At 66.1% G+C, this 23,665-nt stretch carries 21 protein-coding genes, 2 tRNA genes and 2 pseudogenes; 13 read left to right on the forward strand and 12 right to left on the reverse strand.

What is annotated here, in order from left to right:
* The 7 genes and pseudogenes from ADBZ6K_RS25895 to rpmH form a co-directional block, all read right to left on the reverse strand.
* Positions 1-663, reverse strand: a 663-nt coding sequence (locus ADBZ6K_RS25895; RefSeq protein WP_526352128.1) for a ParA family protein, incomplete at its 3' end; no start/stop codon positions are given.
* Positions 660-1,361 carry a 16S rRNA (guanine(527)-N(7))-methyltransferase RsmG gene (rsmG, locus tag ADBZ6K_RS25900; RefSeq protein WP_526352130.1) on the reverse strand — a complete coding sequence of 234 codons (702 nt, stop codon included), beginning with the start codon at positions 1,359-1,361 and terminating at the stop codon, positions 660-662. The genes ADBZ6K_RS25895 and rsmG, both read right to left, overlap by 4 nt.
* 100 nt (positions 1,362-1,461) lie before the next feature.
* Positions 1,462-2,016 carry a Jag family protein gene (locus ADBZ6K_RS25905; protein WP_526352132.1) on the reverse strand — a complete coding sequence of 185 codons (555 nt, stop codon included), beginning with the start codon at positions 2,014-2,016 and terminating at the stop codon, positions 1,462-1,464.
* Between the two features lie 29 nt (positions 2,017-2,045).
* The gene (yidC, locus tag ADBZ6K_RS25910; RefSeq protein ID WP_526352167.1) at positions 2,046-3,116 is read right to left on the reverse strand and encodes a membrane protein insertase YidC; all 1,071 of its coding nucleotides are present in this window, start codon (positions 3,114-3,116) and stop codon (positions 2,046-2,048) included.
* A gap of 43 nt (positions 3,117-3,159) precedes the next feature.
* Entirely contained in the window at positions 3,160-3,474 is a 315-nt protein-coding gene (gene yidD, locus ADBZ6K_RS25915) for a membrane protein insertion efficiency factor YidD (RefSeq protein ID WP_526352134.1), read from the reverse strand.
* Positions 3,475-3,553: 79 nt separating this feature from the next.
* Positions 3,554-3,895, reverse strand: a pseudogene (gene rnpA, locus ADBZ6K_RS25920) (ribonuclease P protein component); the annotation flags it as partial.
* A gap of 21 nt (positions 3,896-3,916) precedes the next feature.
* The gene (rpmH, locus tag ADBZ6K_RS25925) at positions 3,917-4,060 is read right to left on the reverse strand and encodes a 50S ribosomal protein L34 (RefSeq protein ID WP_180916038.1); all 144 of its coding nucleotides are present in this window, start codon (positions 4,058-4,060) and stop codon (positions 3,917-3,919) included.
* 554 nt (positions 4,061-4,614) lie between these two features.
* On the opposite strand from rpmH, the gene dnaA reads away from it, so the two are divergent.
* The 10 genes from dnaA (at position 4,615) to ADBZ6K_RS25975 (ending at position 17,250) form a co-directional block, all read left to right on the forward strand.
* Positions 4,615-6,099, forward strand: a complete 1,485-nt coding sequence (gene dnaA / locus ADBZ6K_RS25930; protein WP_526352137.1) for a chromosomal replication initiator protein DnaA — start codon at positions 4,615-4,617, stop codon at positions 6,097-6,099.
* Between the two features lie 512 nt (positions 6,100-6,611).
* Positions 6,612-7,805 (forward strand): DNA polymerase III subunit beta, encoded by a 1,194-nt coding sequence (gene dnaN / locus ADBZ6K_RS25935; protein ID WP_526352139.1) that lies wholly within the window; start codon positions 6,612-6,614, stop codon positions 7,803-7,805.
* Between the two features lie 31 nt (positions 7,806-7,836).
* The gene (gene gnd, locus ADBZ6K_RS25940) at positions 7,837-8,730 is read left to right on the forward strand and encodes a phosphogluconate dehydrogenase (NAD(+)-dependent, decarboxylating) (protein ID WP_526352141.1); all 894 of its coding nucleotides are present in this window, start codon (positions 7,837-7,839) and stop codon (positions 8,728-8,730) included.
* An 84-nt stretch (positions 8,731-8,814) separates the two neighbouring features.
* A complete protein-coding gene (gene recF, locus ADBZ6K_RS25945) occupies positions 8,815-9,978 on the forward strand; it encodes a DNA replication/repair protein RecF (protein ID WP_526352143.1) in 1,164 nt (387 codons plus the stop codon).
* Positions 9,975-10,526 (forward strand): DUF721 family protein, encoded by a 552-nt coding sequence (locus tag ADBZ6K_RS25950; protein WP_526352145.1) that lies wholly within the window; start codon positions 9,975-9,977, stop codon positions 10,524-10,526. The genes recF and ADBZ6K_RS25950 overlap by 4 nt, the downstream gene beginning before the upstream one ends.
* 235 nt (positions 10,527-10,761) lie before the next feature.
* Entirely contained in the window at positions 10,762-12,795 is a 2,034-nt protein-coding gene (gene gyrB, locus ADBZ6K_RS25955; protein WP_526352147.1) for a DNA topoisomerase (ATP-hydrolyzing) subunit B, read from the forward strand.
* 37 nt (positions 12,796-12,832) lie between these two features.
* Positions 12,833-15,832: an intein-containing DNA gyrase subunit A gene (gene gyrA, locus ADBZ6K_RS25960; RefSeq protein WP_526352149.1), complete on the forward strand. Its 3,000-nt coding sequence runs from the start codon at positions 12,833-12,835 to the stop codon at positions 15,830-15,832.
* Between the two features lie 47 nt (positions 15,833-15,879).
* Complete coding sequence (locus ADBZ6K_RS25965) at positions 15,880-16,893, forward strand: DUF3566 domain-containing protein (protein WP_526352151.1); 1,014 nt, start codon at positions 15,880-15,882, stop codon at positions 16,891-16,893.
* Positions 16,894-16,976: 83 nt separating this feature from the next.
* Positions 16,977-17,050: transfer RNA gene (locus tag ADBZ6K_RS25970), tRNA-Ile, on the forward strand.
* Between the two features lie 127 nt (positions 17,051-17,177).
* A tRNA-Ala gene (locus tag ADBZ6K_RS25975) sits at positions 17,178-17,250 on the forward strand.
* Between the two features lie 48 nt (positions 17,251-17,298).
* Here the strand turns inward: ADBZ6K_RS25975 and cwsA are convergent.
* Complete coding sequence (gene cwsA / locus ADBZ6K_RS25980) at positions 17,299-17,721, reverse strand: cell wall synthesis protein CwsA (protein WP_526352153.1); 423 nt, start codon at positions 17,719-17,721, stop codon at positions 17,299-17,301.
* 87 nt (positions 17,722-17,808) lie between these two features.
* On the opposite strand from cwsA, the gene ADBZ6K_RS25985 reads away from it, so the two are divergent.
* Positions 17,809-18,354, forward strand: a complete 546-nt coding sequence (locus ADBZ6K_RS25985; RefSeq protein WP_526352155.1) for a peptidylprolyl isomerase — start codon at positions 17,809-17,811, stop codon at positions 18,352-18,354.
* A gap of 90 nt (positions 18,355-18,444) precedes the next feature.
* Here the strand turns inward: ADBZ6K_RS25985 and ADBZ6K_RS25990 are convergent, their stop codons facing one another.
* Positions 18,445-18,861, reverse strand: coding sequence for a PH domain-containing protein (locus ADBZ6K_RS25990; RefSeq protein ID WP_526352157.1), 417 nt, complete (start codon positions 18,859-18,861; stop codon positions 18,445-18,447).
* 156 nt (positions 18,862-19,017) lie between these two features.
* Positions 19,018-19,302: a cell division protein CrgA gene (gene crgA / locus ADBZ6K_RS25995; protein ID WP_526352159.1), complete on the reverse strand. Its 285-nt coding sequence runs from the start codon at positions 19,300-19,302 to the stop codon at positions 19,018-19,020.
* A gap of 133 nt (positions 19,303-19,435) precedes the next feature.
* Here crgA and ADBZ6K_RS26000 point away from each other — a divergent pair, with 133 nt between their 5' ends.
* On the forward strand, positions 19,436-20,206 hold the full coding sequence (locus ADBZ6K_RS26000; RefSeq protein WP_526352161.1) for a DUF881 domain-containing protein: 771 nt from the start codon (positions 19,436-19,438) through the stop codon (positions 20,204-20,206).
* Positions 20,207-20,250: 44 nt separating this feature from the next.
* Positions 20,251-21,048, forward strand: coding sequence for an anthranilate synthase component II (locus tag ADBZ6K_RS26005; protein ID WP_526352163.1), 798 nt, complete (start codon positions 20,251-20,253; stop codon positions 21,046-21,048).
* A 90-nt stretch (positions 21,049-21,138) separates the two neighbouring features.
* Here the strand turns inward: ADBZ6K_RS26005 and pknB are convergent, their stop codons facing one another.
* Positions 21,139-23,004 carry a Stk1 family PASTA domain-containing Ser/Thr kinase gene (pknB, locus tag ADBZ6K_RS26010; protein WP_526352165.1) on the reverse strand — a complete coding sequence of 622 codons (1,866 nt, stop codon included), beginning with the start codon at positions 23,002-23,004 and terminating at the stop codon, positions 21,139-21,141.
* Positions 23,001-23,665 (reverse strand): annotated as a pseudogene (locus ADBZ6K_RS26015) (serine/threonine protein kinase); the annotation flags it as partial. The pseudogene ADBZ6K_RS26015 and the gene pknB, both read right to left, overlap by 4 nt.

Below are 23,665 nucleotides of genomic sequence, written 5' to 3' on the forward strand. Positions count from 1 at the left end.
GATCGGGATCATTACCTCCGGTGCGGCGACGAGGGCGTTGATGGTCAACAGACCCAGCGATGGTGGACAGTCGATGAACACGTAGTCGAAGTCGTGGTTCTTCAGCTCGGCCAGCGCGGACCGCAGTCGGCCCTCTCGGGCCACCATGCTCACCAGCTCGATCTCGGCACCGGCCAGGTCGATCGTGGCCGGCACACAGAACAGCCGGTCGTTGTTCGGGCTACGTTGTATCGCTGCCCGCAGCGGCACCTCGCCGATGAGTACTTCGTAGGACGACAGCGTTCCGGGCCGATGTTCGATTCCCAGCGCCGTGCTGGCATTGCCCTGCGGATCGAGATCGATCACCAGCGTCCGCATGCCCTGCAAGGCGAGCGCGGCGGCGACGTTGACGGCCGTGGTCGTCTTGCCCACCCCGCCCTTCTGGTTCGCCACCGTGAACACGCGCTGCCGCAGGGGGCGCGGTATCTGGCCGTGCTTGATATGGAGCAGGCGCATCGCACGTTCGGCTTCGGCAGCGATTGGCGTGTCCGACGCAGCATCGCTGCTCCACCCACCGACCGACGAGGGTCCGGTCGGGCTCCATGTTTCACGTGAAACATCGGCGCGACTGATAGTCGGCGCCGGGACGCTTGTGCCGTCGTCGACGTCTGGAACGGGGTTCATGCCCTTCTCCTGCTCGCTCGTACCGATCCGTGCCGAGCCGGAATCGCCGTTGCCCGTCTCGCGACCACCACGGTCACGGGTGGACTCAAATAATCCGCGCCACATCTGACCAGCCTGACATCCACCGCACCCAGATCCGCCATCACACGCCGGTGCTCCTCGATTTCAGATTCGGCACGCTCACCCTTGAGCGCCAACATCCGGCCGCCCGCCCGCAGCAGAGGCATACTCCACCGGGCAAGCTTGTCCAACGACGCCACCGCACGCGAAGCAACAGCGTCCATCTCCCCCAGTTGGTCCCGCACCGCTGCGTCCTCGGCCCGGCCCCTCATCACCACCACATCGAGTGCCAACTCGTCGACTACCTCGGTGAGGAAATCGCTCCGGCGCAACAGCGGTTCGACAAGGGTGACGGTCACGTCGGGCCGAGCCAACGCTAACGGTATCCCGGGTAGACCCGCGCCACTACCGATGTCAGCGATCCGTTCCCCGGGGGTCAACAGCTCAGCGATCGCCGCACTGTTCAGGACGTGGCGCTCCCAGATTCGGTCCACCTCGCGAGGTCCGAGGAGCCCCCGTTCGACCCCGGCGCCGGCCAGGATCTCCGCGTACCGGCGTGCCGCGTCGAGATTGTCGGCGAAGACAGCGGCGGCGCCATCAGGCGGCGGCGCCACCTCGCCATGTTTCACGTGAAACATCCTCCGGGATCTCACGACGGCCATCGGCCGGAACCACTGCGGAACCCAAGGTCCCGGAACTACACCTGTGTAACTTTGATCCGTGTAATTTTGCTGGAAATCAGTCGACCAGGACGACGACCCTACGGGTGGGCTCCACACCCTCGCTCTCGCTGTGCACACCCACCACCGCGGCGACGGCATCGTGCACGATCTTCCGCTCGAACGGTGTCATCGGGGACAGTTCTTCACGCTCACCGGTCTCCAGCACCCGCCGAGCCACCTTGTCGCCGAGCGCGGCGAGCTCGTCACGCCTGCGCCTGCGCCAGCGCGCGATGTCGAGCATCAGCCTGCTGCGCTCGCCCGTCTTCTGATGGACTGCCAGCCGGGTCAGCTCCTGAAGCGCGTCGAGCACCTCACCCTTGCGCCCGACGAGCTTATTGAGGTCGGTGCCGCCGTCGATGCTGACCACCGCACGGTCCCCCTCGACGTCCAGATCGATATCACCGTCGAAATCCAACAGATCCAGCAGCTCTTCGAGGTAGTCCCCGGCGATCTCGCCTTCGGCGACCAACCGCTCTTCCAGATCGTCGCCACCGCCGGGCCCCGACTCGTCCACCGATGCCGCGGCGGCACCCAGTTCTTCGTCGTGTTCGGTGATCTTCGCGTCCGTCATCTGTTTCTCCTCCGCAAGTCCAGAACTGGTCAACGCTTTCGCCTCTTAGGTCGCGCGCCGGGCCGCGGCGTTCGATTGCCCGGGGGGTTCGCCGCACCGCCGGGCGGATTGGCCCCGTCGCGGTTCTGTCCGTCCGCACCCGTCGAGGTGCCATCGTCGACGACGCCGGCGCTATCGGTAATCTCTGCGCCCAGCTGCGGCGCATCCTGCACCTCGCCGCCGGCCGGTTCCGCGGGCTTGCGCGGCCGGTTCGGCTTGGCGCCGGGCGCCGGGGCGTTCGCGGACCGGCGTTCCAGCGTCTCGAGCTTCTTGGCCTCTTCCTCTTTTTCGATCTTGCCGAAGACATAGTGCTGCTGGCCGTAGGTCCAGATGTTGTTCGCGAACCAGTAGAGGAGAACGGCCAACGGAAGGAACGGGCCGCCGACCACCACGCCGATGGGAAACACGTAGAGCGCGAGCTTGTTCATCATCGCGGTCTGCGGATTAGCCGCGGCTTCCGGGCTCTGGCGGGCGACCGATGCGCGGCTGTTGAAGTGCGTCGCCACGCCCGCCAGGATCATGATCGGCACCCCGACCGCAATCACCGCGGGCCGGTGGAACTCGGTGAAGGCGTCCAGGCCGTTCTGCTGGATCATCGTGGCGCCCAGCGGTGCCCCGAACAGATTCGCGTCCAGGAAGTGCTGCACGTCGGTGGCGCTGAACACGTAGTTGCCGAGCTGGCGGTTCTCCTCCACCGACAGTCCCAGCCTGCCGATGCCGGTCATCGTCCGGTTGAACGACATCAGCACGTGGTACAGCCCGAGGAACACCGGGATCTGAGCCAACATCGGCAGACAGCCCAGGATCGGGTTGAATCCGTGCTCGCGCTGCAGCTTCTGCATTTCCAGCGCCATGCGTTGGCGGTCCTTGCCGTACTTCTTCTGCAGCGCCTTGATCTGGGGCTGCAGTTCCTGCATCTGCCGCGTGGTGCGGATCTGCTTGACGAACGGCTTGTAGAGAATTGCGCGCAGCGTGAACACCAGGAACATCACCGACAGCGCCCAGGCGAAGAAGTTCGTGGGGCCGAGCACAAAGGCGAACGCCTTGTACCAGACCCACATGATCGCCGAAACCGGGTAGTAGATGATGTCGAGGCTGAACCAGTTAAACAAGCGGACTGCTCCTGACTGGGTCGGTGGCGTCGGTCTGTCCGCACGCCGCGTGCCCTGGGACACGACGTTCGGGTATTGGGTCCCATCCTCCCGGATGCCACGGTCCGCACTTGAGCAGCCGCACGACCGTCAGCCATGTGCCGCGCAGCAGTCCGTATTCGGTCAGGGCGTCCACGGCGTATTGGCTACAGGTCGGCATGAACCGGCATGTCGGCAGCCGCAGCGGGGAGATGGCGTGGCGGTAGAACTGGATGAGAACGATCAACGCGCGGGCCGCGGCACCACCCAGTCGACGAATCCGGGTCATCGGCGGCTCATTCCGCAGACCATCTCGTGGGCTTGTTCGCGAGCTGTTTTGCGAGCTTTTTCGCGGGTTTCTGCACCGGCCCCCCGCGCTCGCGCACCCGCTTCAGCGCTTCTCTCAACTCTTGCTCCAACCGAGGGGATATCGCGTGGCGACTGCTGGGGAGCGCACGGATCACGATACGGTCCCGCGGATCCAGCTCCCCGATCGCGGCGTAGGCGACGTGACGCAAGCGACGAGACACCCGATGACGCTGCACAGCGTTCCCCACGGCCTTGGAGACGACCAACCCGATACGCGGCCCACCGTCGTGCTCACCGCGCCTGGCATGCACGACAAAGTCGGGCTGCGCCGCGCGCACTCCGCGGCTGACCGTCTCGGAGAACTCCGCCGACCGTGTCATCCGATATCGAGCTGGAAGCACCGTCCCAGGCCTCGCGTCGGATCACGCAGTAAGTGAGCGACGGCCCTTGCTACGGCGGTTCGACACGATGGCGCGGCCTGCCCGGGTGCGCATCCGCAGCCGGAAGCCGTGCACGCGTGCCCGACGCCGGTTGTTGGGCTGGAAGGTCCGCTTGCCCTTGGCCACGGCTACATCTCCTTGCTGCGTATGGCCACCACGACACCCCGAACCACTTGAGGTCGGTCGTGACGTGATCGCCGTTGGTAAGCTCGTCCGTCTCGCTTGCTAGCCGGCGCGTCCCCCGGAACCCACCCGGGCCGCTGCCGTATCGCCACGTGCGGGCGACTGTTCGAGGGTACTGACGAGATTTGACTGGGTCAAACTTCGCCCGGACTGTCGGCGCTCGGTTGACAACCGTCACAGTTTTCCCCGCCCGCCACGATCCCGCAAGGATCCTGGCAGGATGTTGCCGAACGGTTGGCACATTGAGAGAAAACTGTTAGCTTCTGGCAGAACCGTTTCACTGCGGAACGGCTTACGGACAACAAAGCGAGGACGTCACCCGGCCGCGAGCCCCACAGGCTACACACTCCGTGGCGAGTTCCGACCCGATGTCCCCGCCGGCAAGCAACGAGAACGACGACTACTGTCTTTATCCACAGTCTGTGGATAAAGATGTGGACAGATTGTCATCGTTCATTCGGTCGGTTGTTGGATCGACCTTGAGGGGGTATCTGGCTTTGACCGCAGACCCCGACCCCCCCTTCGTCTCCGTATGGAACACCGTGGTGGCCGAACTCAACGGCGATGCCGCACCCGTCGGACTGACCAACGGGGATTCCCTGCCCACCCTGACACCCCAGCAACGCGCCTGGCTCAAACTCGTTCAACCGCTTGTCATCACCGAAGGGTTCGCCCTGTTGTCGGTGCCCACACCCTTCGTCCAGAACGAGATCGAGCGGCATCTGCGCGAGCCGATCGTCACGGCACTGAGCCGTCACCTCGGTCAGCGGGTCGAGCTCGGGGTGCGGATCGCGACACCATCACCCGACGGTGCGCCTGCACCGGAGCCGGCGCCCGCCCAGGATCCCGACGAGGTCGACGACGACCGCGAAGCCCGGGCCAGCGCCGAGGAGAGCTGGCCCACCTACTTCGGCGCCGCCCCGAAAGACACCGCCGTCAGCGACGCCAACGCGGTCAACCTCAATCGCCGCTACACCTTCGACACGTTCGTCATCGGCGCATCCAATCGGTTTGCTCACGCCGCAACGCTTGCGATTGCTGAAGCTCCCGCCCGCGCGTACAACCCGCTGTTCATCTGGGGCGAGTCCGGTCTGGGTAAAACCCACCTGTTGCACGCCGCCGGTAATTACGCCCAGCGGTTGTTTCCCGGGATGCGCGTCAAGTACGTCTCGACAGAAGAGTTCACCAACGATTTCATCAACTCCCTGCGCGACGACCGCAAAGCCTCCTTCAAACGCAGTTACCGCGATATCGACGTCCTGCTCGTCGACGACATCCAGTTCATTGAAGGTAAGGAAGGCATCCAGGAGGAGTTCTTCCACACCTTCAACACGCTGCACAACTCCAATAAACAGATCGTCATCTCCTCGGACCGTCCGCCCAAGCAGCTGGCCACCCTCGAGGACCGGTTGCGCACGCGTTTCGAGTGGGGGCTGATCACCGACGTCCAGCCGCCCGAATTGGAGACGCGGATCGCGATCCTTCGCAAGAAGGCACAGATGGACCGCCTGGACGTTCCCGATGACGTCCTCGAACTCATCGCCAGCAGCATCGAGCGCAACATCCGCGAACTGGAAGGTGCGCTCATCCGCGTCACCGCGTTCGCCTCTCTGAACAAGACACCGATCGACAAGTCGCTGGCCGAGATCGTCCTGCGTGACCTGATCGCCGACGCATCCACCATGCAGATCAGTACGGCCGCGATCATGGCGGCCACCGCCGAATACTTCGAAACCACCATCGAAGAGCTGCGCGGGCCCGGAAAGACGCGCGCCCTGGCGCAATCCCGCCAGATCGCGATGTACCTCTGCCGAGAGCTGACCGACCTGTCGCTGCCCAAGATCGGACAGGCATTCGGCCGCGACCACACCACGGTGATGTACGCCGAGAAGAAGATCCGCGCCGAAATGGCCCAACGCCGTGAGGTCTTCGATCACGTCAAGGAACTCACCACGCGCATCCGGCAACGCGCCAAGCGCTGAAGCCCTGGCGTAGGTAGCAAAAAACTTTCGTCACATTGACACCACCGGCAACGGATCTGCGCTGTGAACGATGCTGTGCACAACCTGGTGGTAATCCGGCCGCGCACAGCCGACTTGCTGCACAACACATCCAGAATTCCACAGCACCGGCCGGCATCGTCACGAAGGCTCCACAGTCAGCTCACAACCGGACACGCTGTGCGGCCTGCGTCGACATGTGTCCATCCCCAACTTTCACAGTCCCTAATACTGATACCTGAATATCTCCTAATGATTCTTCTCAGAAGAAGCACCTTGGGGACGAGCCGCATCGAGCCGCACAAACCGGCTTCCCACCGATCTCCCACCGATCGATGTCAGCGTGATCCGTTAGCTTTCAAGTTGGGCCGGAAAGCTCTACGGTGATTCCTCGACAGCCGTTACGCTCGTTCGCAACGCTTCTGGGAGACTCGGGGTGGGCCGCCGAGAACACGCTGGCTGAAGCTCGTTGCGGTGTTGATCGAAGGGACTCTATGGACGTGGCGACGACGACTGCAGGCCTCACGGATCTGAAGTTCCGCCTGGTACGCGACGACTTCGCCGATGCGGTGGCGTGGGTGGCCCGCAACCTGCCCACTCGGCCGACCGTTCCGGTGCTGGCCGGTGTGCTGCTGACCGGCACCGAGGATGGGTTGACGATCTCTGGCTTTGACTACGAGGTGTCAGCCGAGGTCCGAGTGCCAGCCGAAATCGCTTCCCCCGGAACGGTATTGGTGTCCGGCCGGTTGCTGTCCGACATTACCAGGGCATTGCCGGCCAAGCCGGTCGATGTGGGCGTCGACGGCACCCGGGTGTCGTTGACCTGCGGCAGCGCCAGGTTCTCGCTGCCGACCATGGCGGTCGAGGATTATCCGTCGTTGCCTGCCCTGCCCGATGTGACGGGTGTCGTTTCCTCGGAGTTGTTCGCCGAGGCTATCGGCCAGGTCGCGGTTGCGGCCGGCCGGGATGACACACTGCCGATGCTGACCGGCATACGCGTCGAAATCTCCGGTGAGACTGTGGTTTTGGCGGCTACGGACCGATTCCGGCTGGCGGTGCGGGAACTGACCTGGTCGGCGTCGACGCCCGATATCGAGGCCGCGGTGCTGGTGCCGGCGAAAACCCTTGCCGAGGCGGCCAAGGCGGGGGCACCCGGTGCCGATGTTCACCTGTCCCTGGGAGCGGGGGCCGCCGTCGGCAGGGAAGGGCTGCTCGGGATCCGCAGCGAGGGGAAACGCAGTACCACCCGGCTGCTGGATGCGGAGTTCCCCAAATTCCGGCAGCTGTTGCCCGCCGAGCACACCGCCATCGCGACAATGGGGGTCGCCGAACTGGTCGAGGCGATCAAGCGTGTGGCTTTGGTGGCCGACCGGGGTGCGCAGGTACGGATGGAGTTCGCAGAGGACACCCTGCGACTCTCGGCGGGAGCCGACGATGTGGGTCGCGCGGAAGAGGATCTGCCGGTTTCGTTCTACGGCGAGCCGTTGACCATCGCGTTCAACCCGAGCTACCTCACCGATGGACTCAGCTCGCTGCATGCCGAGCGAGTGACTTTCGGCTTCACGACACCGAGTCGACCCGCCGTGTTGCGGCCGGCGGGTGACGACGGAGACGTCGTCGCCGGTCCGTTCCCGGCCACGCAGACCGATTACGTCTACTTGTTGATGCCGGTGCGGCTTCCCGGCTGACCGGCCCGATCGCCACGAGAGAGGGCGCCGAATGCAACTCGGCCTGGTTGGCCTTGGCAAGATGGGCTTCAACATGCGGGCGCGTCTGCGCGAGGGTGGTCACGAGGTGATCGGCTTCGACCCGCGGCCGGAAGTCAGCGATGTGGCTTCCCTCGAGGGACTCGCCGCCGCGCTGGAGGCTCCCCGCGTGGTGTGGGTGATGGTCCCGTCTGGCCGCATCACCCGCGAAACGATCGAGGGACTGGCCAACGTCCTCGACGCGGGCGATCTGGTCATCGACGGAGGTAACTCCCGCTACACCGAGGACGGACCGCACCAGGACCTGTTGGGCGAGAGGGGAATTGCCTTCGTCGACGCGGGTGTTTCGGGAGGGATCTGGGGTTTGACCGAGGGTTATGGCCTGATGGTCGGTGGCAGCGACGCCGACGTCCAACGGGCCATGCCGATCTTCGATGCGTTGCGGCCGCCGGGTGACCGAGCGGATGGGTTCGTACACGCCGGGCCGGTCGGCGCCGGTCATTACGCGAAGATGGTGCACAACGGCATCGAGTACGGCTTGATGCACGCGTACGCGGAGGGCTATGAATTGCTCGCCGCGGAGAAGCTCATCGTGGATGTGCCTGCGGTCATCCAAGCGTGGACCAACGGGACGGTGGTGCGCTCCTGGCTGCAGCAACTACTGGCCAAGGCGCTGACCGAAGATCCCGATTTCGAGCAGATCTCGGACTACACCGAGGATTCGGGCGAGGGACGGTGGACGGTCGAGGAGGCGATCCACCATCGGGTGCCGATGCCGGTGATCGCGGCGTCGCTGTTCGCGCGGTTCGCGTCCCGCCAAGACGAGTCCCCCACCATGAAGGCCGTCGCAGCGTTGCGCAACCAGTTCGGCGGTCACGCGGTCAAGCGAATCAGCGAATCCGGCTAGGTATGGATGAATGCCGTTCTGGGAAGGGATGATTCGCAACTCTGAAGCCTTGCCCCTGACTTGGACATCAACCAAAGGACCACCGTGTACGTCCGGCAGATCGGTTTGACCGACTTCCGATCGTGGGCACGCCTCGAACTCGACCTCGCACCGGGTCGTACGGCGATCGTCGGTCGAAACGGCTTCGGGAAGACCAATGTCCTGGAAGCGTTGTGGTATTCGGCCACGTTGGGATCACATCGGGTCGCGGCTGCCGCCCCGCTGATCCGGACAGGCGCAGACCGGGCCGTGGTGTCGACGATCGTGGTCAATGCCGGACGTGAGCTGGCCGTCGATCTCGAGATCACCTCCGGAAAGTCCAACAAGGCCCGGTTGAACCGGTCCCCCGTCCGCAGCGCGCGTGAGGTACTCGGCGTGCTGCAGGCCGTCCTGTTCGCCCCGGAGGATCTGGCACTGGTGCGGGGCGACCCCGGTGACCGCCGCCGCTACCTCGATGACCTGGCCACCATCCGTCGTCCGACGGTCGCGGCGATCCGCGCCGACTACGACCGGGTCGTCCGTCAGCGCACGGCGCTGCTGAAAACCGCCGGCGCCAAACGCCGTGCCGACCCCACCGTTCTCGACACCCTCGAGGTCTGGGACGGTCATCTCGCAGCCCACGGCGCACAGCTGATGGTGGCGCGCATCGACCTCGTCAATCAGTTGGCACCGCAGGTCGAGAAGGCCTATCAACTGTTGGCGCCGGGTTCGCGGCCGGCTGGGATCCGGTACCGCAGCAACCTCGACACGATCCACGATGACACCGAGGGCGGCGTCGGAACCGAGGTCTATGAGGGCTATGAGCAAGCATTGCTGACCGCGCTCGGCGCCAAGCGGCAGGCCGAGCTGGAACGAGGGGTGTGCCTTGTCGGACCGCACCGCGACGATCTGGAACTGCGGCTCGGTGACCAGCCCGCCAAAGGGTTCGCCAGCCACGGGGAATCATGGTCGATGGCGCTCGCACTCCGGCTGGCCGCCTATGAGTTGCTGCGCGCCGACGGCCGTGAGCCGGTGCTGATGCTCGACGACGTCTTCGCCGAACTGGATACCGCACGCCGCCGGGCGTTGGGAGCGGTTGCGGCCGGCGCGGAGCAGGTTTTGGTCACCGCCGCCGTGCCGGAAGACATCCCGGCCGATTGGGATACCCGCAGGATCGAGATCGTGCTGCGCGACCAGGACACCGGCCGGGTGTCGGAGGTGGCGCGGTGAGTGAGGATCCGCTCGATGTCCCCGAGCATTTGGCCGGGTTGACCGGGATCGATCTGGTGCGCCGTGTCCTCGAGGACGCCCGTGGGGCGGCCCGTGTGCAGGGCAAGGATGTCGGGCGCGGCGGTAAGTCACCCAGACGCAGGGTGGCGGGCGCCGGTGGGCGCCGCGCATGGTCGGGCCCCGGCCCCGATTCGCGAGATCCGCAGCTGCTGGGTGCGCTCACCCGTGACCTGGCCCGCTCGAGGGGATGGTCACCGCGGGTGGCCGAAGGAACCGTTTTCGGCAGCTGGCAGGGGGTGGTCGGCGACCAGATCGCCGAACATGCAACGCCGGCGTCGCTGCGCGACGGCGTTCTCACGGTCTCGGCGGACAGCACGGCGTGGGCAACACAGCTCAGGATGGTGCAGGCACAGCTACTGGCCAAGATCGCGGCGGCTGTCGGCGATGGAGTGGTGACGTCGTTGAAGATCGTCGGGCCCGGAGGTCCGTCCTGGCGTAAGGGCCGTTATCACATCGCGGGTCGGGGCCCGCGGGACACCTACGGCTAAGGGCTCCGCGGGTAGTTGCCTGAGAACGCCGAGAACCTTGTGAACGGTAGTCTTCGGCGTCCTCACGCGCGGTCACTCGAAAAATTCCGCACAGGGCTCGATTAGGTATGTGGAAACGCCGCCTGAGGATCGGTCCAGGTAGTACCTCACGGTAGACTGTCGCAGGTGACTTTCCGGCGGCGCTTCGCACCGCCGACTCCGACCCGCCGTCAAGAGAGTAGGGACGCTTCCGCCCGTGCCTGGCCAGAAGAAGAACGCAAAAGATGAGTACGGCGCCCAGTCCATCACGATCCTCGAAGGGCTGGAGGCCGTCCGCAAACGGCCGGGCATGTACATCGGCTCCACCGGCGAGCGCGGTCTGCACCACCTGATCTGGGAGGTCGTCGACAACGCGGTCGATGAGGCGATGGCCGGATACGCGACGCAGGTCGACGTCGTCTTGCTCGATGACGGGGGTGTCGAGGTCGCCGACAACGGCCGCGGCATTCCTGTTGCGATGCACGCCACCGGAGTACCCACTGTCGATGTAGTGATGACGCAGCTGCATGCCGGCGGCAAGTTCGGCGGAGAGAACAGCGGCTATAACGTCAGTGGCGGCCTGCACGGCGTCGGCGTCTCCGTGGTCAACGCGCTGTCCAGCCGCGTCGAGGTGGAGATCAAGCGCGACGGGTACGCCTGGTCGCAGTACTACGATCGGGCCCAGCCGGGCACCCTCATGCAGGGCGATGCGACCAGTAAGACCGGAACGACTCTCCGGTTCTGGGCCGATGCCGGCATTTTCGAGACCACCACCTATGACTTCGAGACGGTGGCGCGGCGCCTACAGGAGATGGCGTTCCTGAATAAGGGACTGACCATCAACCTCACCGATAAGAGGGTCAGGGCTGACGAGGTGGTGGACGAGGTCGTCAGCGACCTTGCCGAGGCGCCGAAGTCGGCCGAGGAGAAAGCCGCCGAAGCCGCGGCGCCGCAGAAGGTCAAGAACCGCACCTTCCACTACCCCGGCGGTCTGGTCGATTACGTCAAGCACATCAACCGCACCAAGTCAGCCATCCACCAGAGCATCATCGACTTTTCCGGCAAGGGCACCGGCCACGAGGTCGAGATCGCCATGCAGTGGAACGGCGGCTACTCGGAATCCGTCCATACCTTCGCCAACACCATCAACACCCACGAAGGCGGCACTCATGAGGAGGGCTTCCGGGCGGCGTTGACGTCGGTGGTCAACAAGTACGCCAAGGACCGAAAACTCCTCAAGGAGAAGGATCCCAACCTCACCGGCGACGACATCCGCGAAGGTCTGGCCGCGGTCATCTCGGTCAAGGTCAGCGATCCCCAGTTCGAGGGGCAGACCAAGACCAAGCTCGGCAACACCGAGGTGAAGTCTTTCGTCCAGAAGGTGTGCAACGAACAGTTGACGCATTGGTTCGAGGCCAACCCGGCAGAGGCGAAGACCGTTGTCAACAAGGCAGTCTCGTCCGCGCAGGCTCGCATCGCGGCACGCAAGGCCCGGGAGCTGGTGCGCCGCAAGAGCGCCACCGATATCGGTGGTCTGCCCGGCAAGCTCGCCGACTGCCGCTCGACCGATCCAAGCAAGTCGGAACTGTATGTGGTGGAGGGTGATTCGGCGGGCGGCTCGGCGAAGAGTGGCCGCGATTCGATGTTCCAGGCCATTCTGCCGTTGCGCGGCAAGATCATCAACGTCGAGAAGGCGCGCATCGACCGGGTGCTGAAGAACACCGAGGTGCAGTCGATCATCACCGCTCTGGGCACCGGCATTCACGACGAGTTCGACATCTCCAAACTGCGTTACCACAAGATTGTGCTGATGGCCGACGCGGACGTCGACGGCCAGCACATCTCGACGCTGCTGCTGACGCTGTTGTTCCGGTTCATGAAGCCGTTGGTGGAAAACGGACACATCTTCCTGGCGCAGCCGCCCCTGTACAAGCTGAAATGGCAGCGCTCAGAACCGGAATTCGCCTACTCCGACCGTGAGCGCGACGGCCTGCTGGAGTCCGGCCTGAAGGCGGGCAAGAAGATCAACAAGGACGACGGCATCCAGCGCTACAAGGGTCTGGGTGAGATGGACGCCAAGGAACTGTGGGAGACCACCATGGATCCGTCCGTGCGGGTGCTGCGCCAGGTGACCCTGGACGACGCCGCGGCCGCCGACGAGTTGTTCTCGATCCTGATGGGTGAAGACGTGGAAGCCCGCCGTAGCTTCATCACCCGCAATGCGAAAGACGTTCGTTTCCTGGATGTTTGACGATTCGCCACTTGTTCACGAATAAGGCTGAAACACCATGACAGATACCACGTTGCCTCCGGGCGGCGAAGCCGGAGACCGCGTCGAGCCGGTTGACATCCAGCAGGAGATGCAGCGCAGCTACATCGATTACGCGATGAGTGTGATCGTCGGCCGCGCCCTTCCCGAAGTGCGCGACGGACTCAAGCCTGTGCACCGCCGCGTGCTCTACGCCATGTTCGACTCCGGCTTCCGCCCCGACCGCAGCCACGCGAAATCCGCACGCTCCGTTGCCGAAACGATGGGTAACTATCACCCGCACGGTGACGCGTCGATCTACGACACCCTGGTGCGGATGGCCCAACCGTGGTCGCTGCGCTATCCCCTGGTGGACGGTCAGGGCAATTTCGGTTCACCGGGTAACGATCCTCCGGCGGCGATGCGGTATTGCGTCACTGGCGACGCGATCGTCAGTTTGCCCGAGGGGAAGTCCGTCGCAATCGGTGACGTGGTTCCTGGTGCGAAGCCCGACTCGGACAGCGTCATCGACCTGAAAGTCCTTGGGCGCTATGGAGAACCGGTGGTGGCGGATCGGTTGTTCCACTCCGGCGACCACCAGACCTTCACGGTGACGAGCACCGACGGCCGGTCGCTCACCGGTACCGCGAACCATCCGATGCTGTGCCTCGTCACCATCGCCGGTGTGCCGACGCTCGAGTGGAAGTTGATTGAGGACATCCGGCCCGGCGATCGCCTAGCCACACTCGCCGAGTGTGAAACCAGGGACGGAAATCGGGCCCAAATCGTCCGTGAGTTCACACTCGGCAACTACACGTACGCACGCGTGGAGTCTGTCACCGACGCCGGCGTGCAACCGGTGTACAGCCTGCGGGTCGACACCGAAGACCATGCGTTCATCACCAACGGATTCGTCAGCCACAACACCGAAGCGCGGCTCACCCCGCTCGCGATGGAGATGCTGCGTGAAATCGACGAGGAGACAGTCGATTTCATTCCGAACTACGACGGTAGGGTGCAGGAGCCCACGGTTCTGCCGAGCCGGTTCCCCAACCTGCTCGCCAACGGGTCCGGCGGCATCGCGGTCGGCATGGCGACCAACATCCCGCCGCACAATCTGCGCGAACTCGCCGAGGCGGTGTACTGGTGCCTGGAGAACCACGAGGCCGACGAAGAGGCCACTCTGACGGCGGTCTGTGAGTACGTCAAGGGGCCCGACTTCCCGACCTCGGGTTTGATCGTTGGTTCGCAAGGTATTTCGGATACCTACACCACGGGCCGCGGGTCCATCCGGATGCGCGGCGTGGTGGAGATCGAAGAGGATTCCCGCAACCGCACCTCGATCGTCATCACAGAGCTGCCATATCAGGTCAACCACGACAACTTCATCACGTCGGTGGCCGAGCAGGTCCGCGACGGCAAACTCGCCGGCATCTCCAATATCGAGGACCAGTCCAGCGACCGCGTCGGCCTGCGGATCGTCATCGAGCTCAAGCGCGACGCCGTGGCCAAGGTCGTGCTGAACAATCTGTACAAGCACACCCAGCTGCAGACGAGTTTCGGCGCCAACATGCTGTCGATCGTCGACGGTGTTCCGCGCACGCTGCGGCTGGACCAGCTGATCCGCCTCTACGTGGCCCATCAGCTCGACGTGATCGTCCGCCGCACCCGCTACCGGTTGCGCAAGGCCAACGAACGGGCCCACATCCTGCGCGGTCTGGTCAAGGCGCTCGACGCGCTGGACGAGGTCATCGCGCTGATCCGGGCGTCGCAGACCGTCGACATCGCCAGAGCTGGCCTGATCGAGTTGCTGGATATCGACGAGATCCAGGCGCAGGCCATCCTCGACATGCAGCTGCGCCGGCTGGCCGCCTTGGAACGTCAGCGCATCGTCGACGATCTGGCCAAGATCGAGGCCGAGATCGCCGACCTCGAGGACATCTTGGCCAAGCCGGAGCGGCAGCGGGCCATCGTGCGCGACGAACTCAAGGAGATCGTCGACAAGCACGGCGACGACCGTCGCACCCGCATCGTCGCCGCCGACGGTGAGGTCAGCGACGAGGATTTGATCGCCCGCGAGGACGTCGTCGTGACGATCACCGAGACCGGCTACGCGAAACGCACCAAAACCGACCTGTACCGCAGCCAGAAGCGCGGTGGCAAGGGTGTGCAGGGTGCCGGGCTCAAACAGGACGACATCGTCAACCACTTCTTCGTCTGCTCCACCCATGACTGGATCCTGTTCTTCACCACGCAGGGTCGGGTGTACCGAGCCAAGGCCTACGAGCTGCCGGAGGCCTCCCGCACGGCCCGCGGCCAGCACGTCGCCAACCTGCTGGCATTCCAGCCGGAGGAGCGCATCGCCCAGGTCATCCAGATCAAGGGCTACGAGGATGCGCCTTATCTGGTGCTGGCTACTCGCAACGGGTTGGTGAAGAAATCCAAGCTGACCGACTTCGACTCCAACCGGTCCGGCGGCATCGTCGCGGTGAATCTGCGCGATGGTGACGAACTCGTCGGCGCGGTGTTGTGCTCGGCGGCCGACGATCTGCTGCTGGTGTCGGCCAACGGCCAGTCGATCCGCTTTGCGGCCAACGACGAGGTGCTGCGGCCGATGGGTCGAGCAACGTCGGGCGTGCAGGGTATGCGATTCAACGCCGATGACCGGCTGCTGTCGCTCAACGTTGTCCAGGAGGGCAAGTATCTGCTGGTCGCGACCGCGGGCGGCTACGCGAAGCGCACCGCGATCGACGAGTATCCGGTGCAGGGCCGCGGGGGCAAGGGGGTACTGACAATCCAGTACGACCGCAGGCGTGGCAATCTTGTCGGAGCGTTGATCGTCGATGACGAGGCCGAGTTGTACGCCATCACCTCCGGCGGAGGTGTCATCCGGACGGCCGCCCGCCAGGTCCGCAAGGCCGGACGGCAGACGAAGGGGGTTCGGTTGATGAACCTCGGCGAGGGCGACACACTGATTGCCATCGCGCGTAACGCCGAAGAGGACCCGGAAGCCGAGGCTGCCGAGTCCGACGTGCCGTGACGCGAACCACCGGGGCCGCGGCCCCACGACCGAGCTAAGGAGCCGTAGTGAGCTCACCGAACGAGCCGGCACACCCGCGAGCGGGCGAGCGCCCAGCCGGGGGGACCAACGGCTCCGTCGGACCTGGTCACGACTCCGGCGCTTCGTCCACGGGGTCGGGTCCGCTGCCAGCGGCAACGTCGACCGGCGCGGTCACCGAGCCCGCCGACGTGCCGCCCTGGCAGCGCGGTGGTTCGGGGCAGGGCCGGCCCGCCAAGCCTCCGCAGCGAACGGTGCCCGAGACATCGAGCCGACCCGACAGCAACCCGAGGGCAGCGTCGGCACCTGCCACGCCGTCGGGTGGCATGGAGGCGCGACTCGACCGGTTCATCTCGGGCGGGCCGACCGCCGCGCCCGCGCCTGACGCCGAGCAACCGCAGCCCGCGGCGCCGTATCAGCCCACCGTCCAGCCGCCGCCGGCCGGTCAGTCGCCGCCGGCCGGTCAGTCGCCGCCGGCCGGTCAGTCGCAGCCCACGGTTCAGACCCAGCTTCCCGTTCGCAGCGACGCCGGGCGCATTGACGCCTACCCCAGCGAGCTGCCGGACCTGTCGGGGCCGTCGCCGCGTCCGCCCCAGCGCAAAGCGACCCCGGCCGACCCGCCCCCCGCTCGGGTGGCCACCCCGACGAGCAAGGTGCAGGTCGGCAACCGTGCCCGGGGGCCGGTGCGGGCGAGCATGCAGATTCGCCGCATCGACCCGTGGAGCGCGCTCAAGGTCTCGCTGGTGTTGTCGGTGGCGCTGTTCTTCGTGTGGATGATCGCCGTCGCGTTCCTGTACCTCGTGCTCGGCGGTATGGGGGTGTGGAGCAAGCTCAACAGCAACGTCGGCGACCTGCTGACGAGCACGAGCGGAAGCGCCGGCGGAGAGCTGGTGTCCAGCGGCACGGTGTTCGGCGGGGCAGCCCTGATCGGGCTGCTCAACATCGTGATCCTCACGGCGATGGCGACCATCGGGGCGTTCATCTACAACCTGACCACGGATCTGGTGGGCGGCGTCGAGGTGACGCTGGCCGACCGCGATTGACCACCGCGAAGGCGTCGGGCGATACCGGTTTGGGGCCGCGGTCGGGTTTACGGTAATCTCGTCGCTCGGCCGTGTTCGGTTACGGGCCTATAGCTCAGGCGGTTAGAGCGCTTCGCTGATAACGAAGAGGTCGGAGGTTCGAGTCCTCCTAGGCCCACGGAAGGGTGCACGATGCGGCTGGCGGTACTGATCGTGGCGGTCGCCGTGGCGGTGCTGGTCTGGCGCTCGCGGCACACCGACGAGGTCTGGCACGTCGCCGCCGATCAGCCTTCTTGACCCAGGCCGGGGCCTTAGCTCAGTTGGTAGAGCGCTGCCTTTGCAAGGCAGAAGTCAGGGGTTCGAATCCCCTAGGCTCCACAACCATCGGCAGGGCAGGCCGACGACGCCGGTCGTCACACCCGCCCCTCAGGGCCGCGGTTCCACCTCCACGCTCGGCGGCAGCGGTGACGGCTCGGGCCGAGTCGAGCGCCGGACGATCGAGAATGTCACGGCACCCCCCGCCAGCACGGCGACCCCGACGGCCGCCAGGACCAGCGGGCGACGCCGACGCTTGGGCTTGCGCGCCGACTGCAGCCGCTGCGGCAGGTTGGCGACCACCTCCTGGGCGGCGGCGATCTCATGCGAGAGCGTCTCCTGAGCCGCGGCCAGCTCCTTACGCAGCTGTCCCGTCTGATAACGCCTGCGAAGACTCGACGCCGCGGACTCCGCCGACAGCACGCCCAGCCCCACCACGCCGCGGGTGACATCGACCGGTCCCATCGTGGAGTACTTCAGGCCGCGGGCAAGCCGTGCCCTCGGGGCCAATCGGGCGTCGTTCTTCACGCTCATGTTTCACCTTTCTGCGGCCTCACCGAACCGGAATTCCAGCCTGCCATCTTCCACCGGCGTGGGCCCGCGCAGGCTGGTAATCGGCGGATGGCACACTGGGTTCCCGTGACGAGCCCCATCCAGACAGGGACCGCAACCCTGCATACCAATCGCGGCGACATCAAGATCGCCTTGTTCGGAAATCATGCCCCGAAGACCGTGGCCAACTTCGTCGGATTGGCGCAGGGGACCAAGGATTACAGCACGGGTAACGCATCCGGGGGAACCTCCGGACCGTTCTACGACGGAGCCGTGTTCCACCGGGTGATCGGCGGCTTCATGATCCAGGGCGGTGACCCGACGGGCACCGGCCGCGGCGGACCCGGTTACACCTTCGCCGATGAGTTCCACCCCGAGCTGCAGTTCGACAAGCCCTATCTGCTGGCGATGGCCAACGCCGGACCGGGCACCAACGGGTCGCAGTTCTTCATCACCGTCGGCAAGACGCCGCATCTCAACCGGCGCCACACCATCTTCGGCGAGGTCGTCGAACCGGATTCGCAAAAGGTGGTCGACGCGATCGCCACCACCGCGACCGACCGAAACGACCGCCCGACCGAGCCCGTGGTCATCGAGTCGATCACCGTCTCCTGACAGCACCCCGCTGACCCTCAGCCCCCGGCGAGAATGCTCGCCGGGGGCTTTCCGTTGGCTGCGAGCCCTTGGCCGTGAGCGTGCCAAGGGTCAGCGGCCGGCGTAACCCGCGGCCGTCAACGCGTCCAGGACGATCACCGGATCGGTGCCAAGATCCCACCGGGTGAACACCATCAGCCGCCCGTCATGGGTGTCGACCTCGAGCAGTCGCGTCCTGCGCCCGATCCGGCGGAACTCGGTGATGCGGATCAGCTTGACGTCGCTGCGGGTCAGAACCTGCGTATGCCACCATCCCCGAATGGTCAGACCCGCATCGGTGATTGCCAGCTTGGGTCGCGCCCGCCACGCCATGCCTGCAAAGGTGAGGAGCCCCACAGCAGCGACGCCGGTCAGAATCCGTCCCGGCAGGTCTGTGACGACGGTCACACAAACGGTAGCCATCGCCAGCCCGAACACGCCACAACCAGCGATTCCGGGCGTGGACGGGCTCCATTCAGTTCGCTGCACGGGCTCGCAACACTGTCCTACCGCAGCGGATGGAGTTATCCACAGGTGCTATCCCCAATGGGGATGAATCACATCGGTGTGATTGAACGATTCGAAGGTTGCTAAACCGCGGGCACCCGCGACCCCAAATGACAGCATTCGGGCCGGAGGTACGCGTCACCGCCACCGCATGGTGAGCAACAATCCGGTGATCATGAAAGCAAACGCGATCGCGTAGTTCCACGGACCCAGATCGGCCATCCACTGCAGGAGGCTGGGCGTGTCGTACGGATTGGTGGCTGCCAACTGGAAGACCAGTAGCCAGACCAGGCCGAACAACATCAGCCCGATGAACAGGATCACAAACCACATGCTGGACGGACCGGCCTTGACCTTGACCGGGGTCCGGCTCACCGGATTGATGGTGAAGTCGTTCTTCTTGCGAACCTTGGACTTGGGCATGGCTACCTTCGCGGACGGTCGGCGCCGCGACCCGGCGCCGGTGTGAAAACCGGCTACTCGGTGCGACGATGAAGCAGGATGTCCACGAGCCTAACGCAGGAGAGAGTCCAGGAGAGAACCCGATGGACCTGCCATGACCTCAGACGTTCGCTCACACGATCGTCCCCGACGGTCCGCGTGGCGCTTCGGCGTCCCGGTGGTGTGCCTGCTGGCCGGGCTCCTGCTCGCCGCTACTCATGGGGTGTCCGGTGGCGACGAGATCCGCCGAAGCGATGCCCCGCGGCTGGTCGATTTGGTGCGGGAGTCGCAGCGAACGGTGGACAGGCTGGGCGCTGAGCGGGATGCGCTGGACACGTCGATCGACACCCACCACGGCGGCTCCCCCGGTTCCGATGCCGCGCTCGCCGCAATCACCGCCAGAAGCGACCGGCTGGCGCGGGAGGCCGGACTGGAGCCGATGCGGGGTCCCGGGCTGATCGTCACCCTCACCGACGCCCAGCGAGACGCGGAGGGGCGGTTCCCCCGCGACGCCTCCCCCGATGACCTCGTCGTACACCAGCAAGACATCCAGGCTGTCCTCAACGCGCTGTGGAGCGCAGGCGCGGAAGGTGTGCAGATGCAGGACCAGCGCATCATCGCCACGTCGGCGCCGCGGTGCGTGGGCAATACGCTGCTGCTCAACGGGCGGACCTACAGCCCGCCGTACGTCATCACCGCGATCGGCGACGCGGCGGCCATGCAGGCCGCGCTGGCCGACGCCCCGCTGGTCGACCTTTACAAGCGGTACGTTGCGCGGTTTGGACTTGGCTACACGGAGGAACCGCGCACCGAGGTGCAACTGGTGGGCCACCCCGACCCGGTGAGGCTGCGCTACGCGGTGCCGACCGAGCCGATCCCCTATTGATCGCCGGGCGCCGCCGGCCTCTGAGCAACCAGTAACCTGGGCTGATGCGGGTCTTGGTCGTCGACAACTACGACAGCTTCGTCTTCAATCTGGTGCAGTACCTGGGCCAGCTCGGCGTCGAGGCCGAGGTGTGGCGCAACGACGACGCGCGGCTGGCCACCGACGCCGACATCGCCGCGGCGGCCAACGGGTTCGACGGTGTGTTGCTCAGCCCCGGCCCGGGCACCCCCGAACGGGCGGGCGCCACCATTCCGCTGGTACGGGCGTGCGCGGCCGCGACGACCCCGCTGCTGGGTGTATGCCTCGGGCACCAGGCCATCGGCGTGGCGTTCGGAGGGACGGTCGATCGTGCACCCGAGTTGCTGCACGGCAAGACCAGCGTGGTGCACCACAGCGGCGTCGGTGTGCTGGCGGGTCTACCCGATCCGTTCACCGCGACCCGGTACCACTCGTTGACGATCCTGCCCGAGACGGTGCCCGACGAACTCGAGGTCATCGCGCGGACCGGCGTCGTCCAGGGCGAGCGCAGCGACGGGACAAGCCCCGGCGAGCGCAGCGACGGGACAAGCCCCGGCGAGCGCAGCGACGGGACAAGCCCCGGCGAGCGCAGCGACGGGACAAGCCCCGGCGAGCGCAGCGACGGGGTGATCATGGCGGTTCGCCATGTCGAACTACCGATCCACGGCGTGCAGTTCCATCCGGAGTCCATTCTCACCGAAGGCGGTCACCGGATGCTGGCCAACTGGCTGGGCTACTGCGGTGCGGCCCCGGCCGAGGCGCTGGTCCAGGAACTCGAGCGTGAGGTGGCCAGCGCAGTGTCCGCCACGTCCCGATCCGCCTAACAGCGTCCAGGCGCGCCGTGGGTAACGTGACGGCGGCATCGGGGCGCATCTCGCGCCCTGGCGTTACCGTCGCGGGAGGCCGACGTGGGCTTAGGAGCCGAACCTCAGCGTGATCGTCCCGCTGTAGTTCACCCCGGTGCCCGGCGACGGTGACTGACTGACGACGCGCGCGCGGTTCTGGTCGCCGGCCTGCACGTCGGCGCCCTTGTCCATCGATCCGGTCCAGCCCAGCGCCCGCAGCCGGGGTTGGGCGTCGTCCCAGAACATGCCGCTGAGGTCAGGCATGACGAACTGGTTGCCCCGCGACACCTGCAGCTCGATCACCGTATCCAGCGGCACCGTCTGACCCGCCGCCGGGTTGGTGCCGACCACCTGCCCGGCCGTCTGCGTACTGTCCACCTGGTTCTGGATGGTCTTGGTGAACCCGAACACGTTGAGGTTGCTGGTCGCCTGGTCGACCGTCTGACCGCTGAGGTCGGGCACGGCCGCGGTCTCGGGTCCGGATCCGACGACGATGGTGATCTCGTTGGTGATCGCCGAGGTCTGGTTGGCCGGTGGATTGGTGCCGACCACCCGGTCCTTCATCTCGGGCGTCGACGGCGATGCCGACTGCCGGAACCGCCCGAACCCAGCGTCGGTCAAGCGGCGGACAGCGTCGGCGTAACTCAGCGACGACACATCGGGCACCGCACGCTGCTCGGGGCCGGTGGAGACGTTGATCGTGATCTCGTCGCCGGCGCCCACGGCCGTGTTGGACTCCGGGTCGGTGTTGATGACGTGGTCGGGCGGCACGGTGTTGTCCGGCTGTTGTTGGGTGCGGGTCTTGAAGCCGCGGTTCTGCAACGCCGCGATCGCGTCGGCCGAAGCCTGCCCGCGCACATCGGGCACCTGGACGTCCCGGGTTTCGCCGCCGAATACGTTGATCGCGACGGTGACGAGGACGGTGAGCACCGCGAGCACCGCCACCGCGACGAGCCAGCGGGCCACCGATCCGCCACGGTCGCGATCGCCGTAACGGGAGTCGGGCCCCTCGACAGGCGGGATCGGGTCGTGGGTGGGCGTTGATGCCAGCAGCGAGGTGCGCTCGGCGTCGGTGAGCACCTTGGGCGCGTCAGGCGCTTCGCCGCTGTGCACCCGGACCAGGTCGGCGCGCATCTCCGCGGCGGTCTGGTAGCGGTTGTCGGGGTTCTTCGCCAGCGCCTTGAGCACCACGGCGTCCAGCTCCGGGGAGATCCCCTTGTGACGCTCCGACGGTGGCACCGGGTCCTCGCGGACATGCTGGTAGGCCACCGCGACGGGTGAATCGCCCACAAACGGCGGTTGACCGGTGAGGATCTCGTAGAGGACGCAGCCCAGCGAGTACACATCGGAGCGGGCGTCGACGGAGTCGCCGCGCGCCTGTTCGGGCGACAGATACTGGGCGGTGCCGATGACCGCGGCGGTCTGGGTGACGCTGTGCGAATCGGCCAGCGCCCGGGCGATGCCGAAGTCCATCACCTTCACCGCGCCGGTCTTGCTGATCATGATGTTGGCGGGTTTGACGTCGCGATGGATGATGCCGTGTTGGTGGCTGAAGTTGAGGGCCTGGCAGGCATCGGCGATCACCTCGATGGCCCGCTTCGCCGGCATCGGCCCCTCGGTGTGCACGATGTCACGCAGGGTGACGCCGTCGACGTACTCCATCACGATGTAGGGCAGCGGTCCGGTCGGCGTCTCCGCCTCGCCGGTGTCGTACACCGCCACGATCGCGGGATGGTTCAGCGCCGCGGCGTTCTGCGCCTCGCGCCGGAAGCGCAGGTAGAAGCTGGGGTCGCGGGCCAGGTCGGCGCGCAACACCTTGATCGCGACGTCGCGGTGTAACCGCAGGTCACGCGCCAGATGGACTTCGGACATGCCGCCGAAGCCGAGGATCTCGCCGAGTTCGTATCGGTCGGAAAGGTGCTGCGGGGTCGTCATCGCCATGTCTGTTCTGGGTCCCGGGGCGCTCCCGGCAATGCCGGTGACGCCGATGTGTCGTGTCGGGATACCCCGAGTATGTCTCCACGATGACCGATAACCCCGGCATCGTGCCAGCCGGTGGGAGCCGTAGGCGTCACGGCCGGGGTGAGCAGCCCCGGGCTCGCGGCGGGCGATTGATAGGGCGTGGTCTCGGTGATCGTGTTGGTGATGGTCGGCGGCGGGGTCTGCCGATCCCTGCGGTCCTGTGCGTTGAGCACGATGAGGATGGCGATGACGATCGCCAGCGCACCGAGCACCCCGGCCGCCCACAGCAATGCACGCTGGCCTGATGAGAAGGTGCGCCGCGCTGGCGCTGGCCGGTTGGCTGCCGTCGCCGGTCGCGATCGCGCCGCCGTTGCCGGGCCGCGGGCGGTGAAGTCGGCAGCGGCACGGGCCTGCGCGGCCGACGGTACCGCCGCGGGCGCGGCGCGCCCGATCGTCGGCTGGGCGTTGGGCCGGGGCGGTCGTCGGCCCGAGCGCACCGCCGCAACCGCGTCGGCGAACGGGCCGCCGGAGCGGTACCGCATCCCCGGATTCTTGACCAGGGTGATCTCGATGAGCTCCCGGACGTTGGGCGGCAGGTCGGCGGGCAGCGGCGGCGGGGACTCCTTGATGTGCT

This window comes from Mycobacterium sp. (genome assembly GCF_044223235.1).
Classification (GTDB): domain Bacteria; phylum Actinomycetota; class Actinomycetes; order Mycobacteriales; family Mycobacteriaceae; genus Mycobacterium.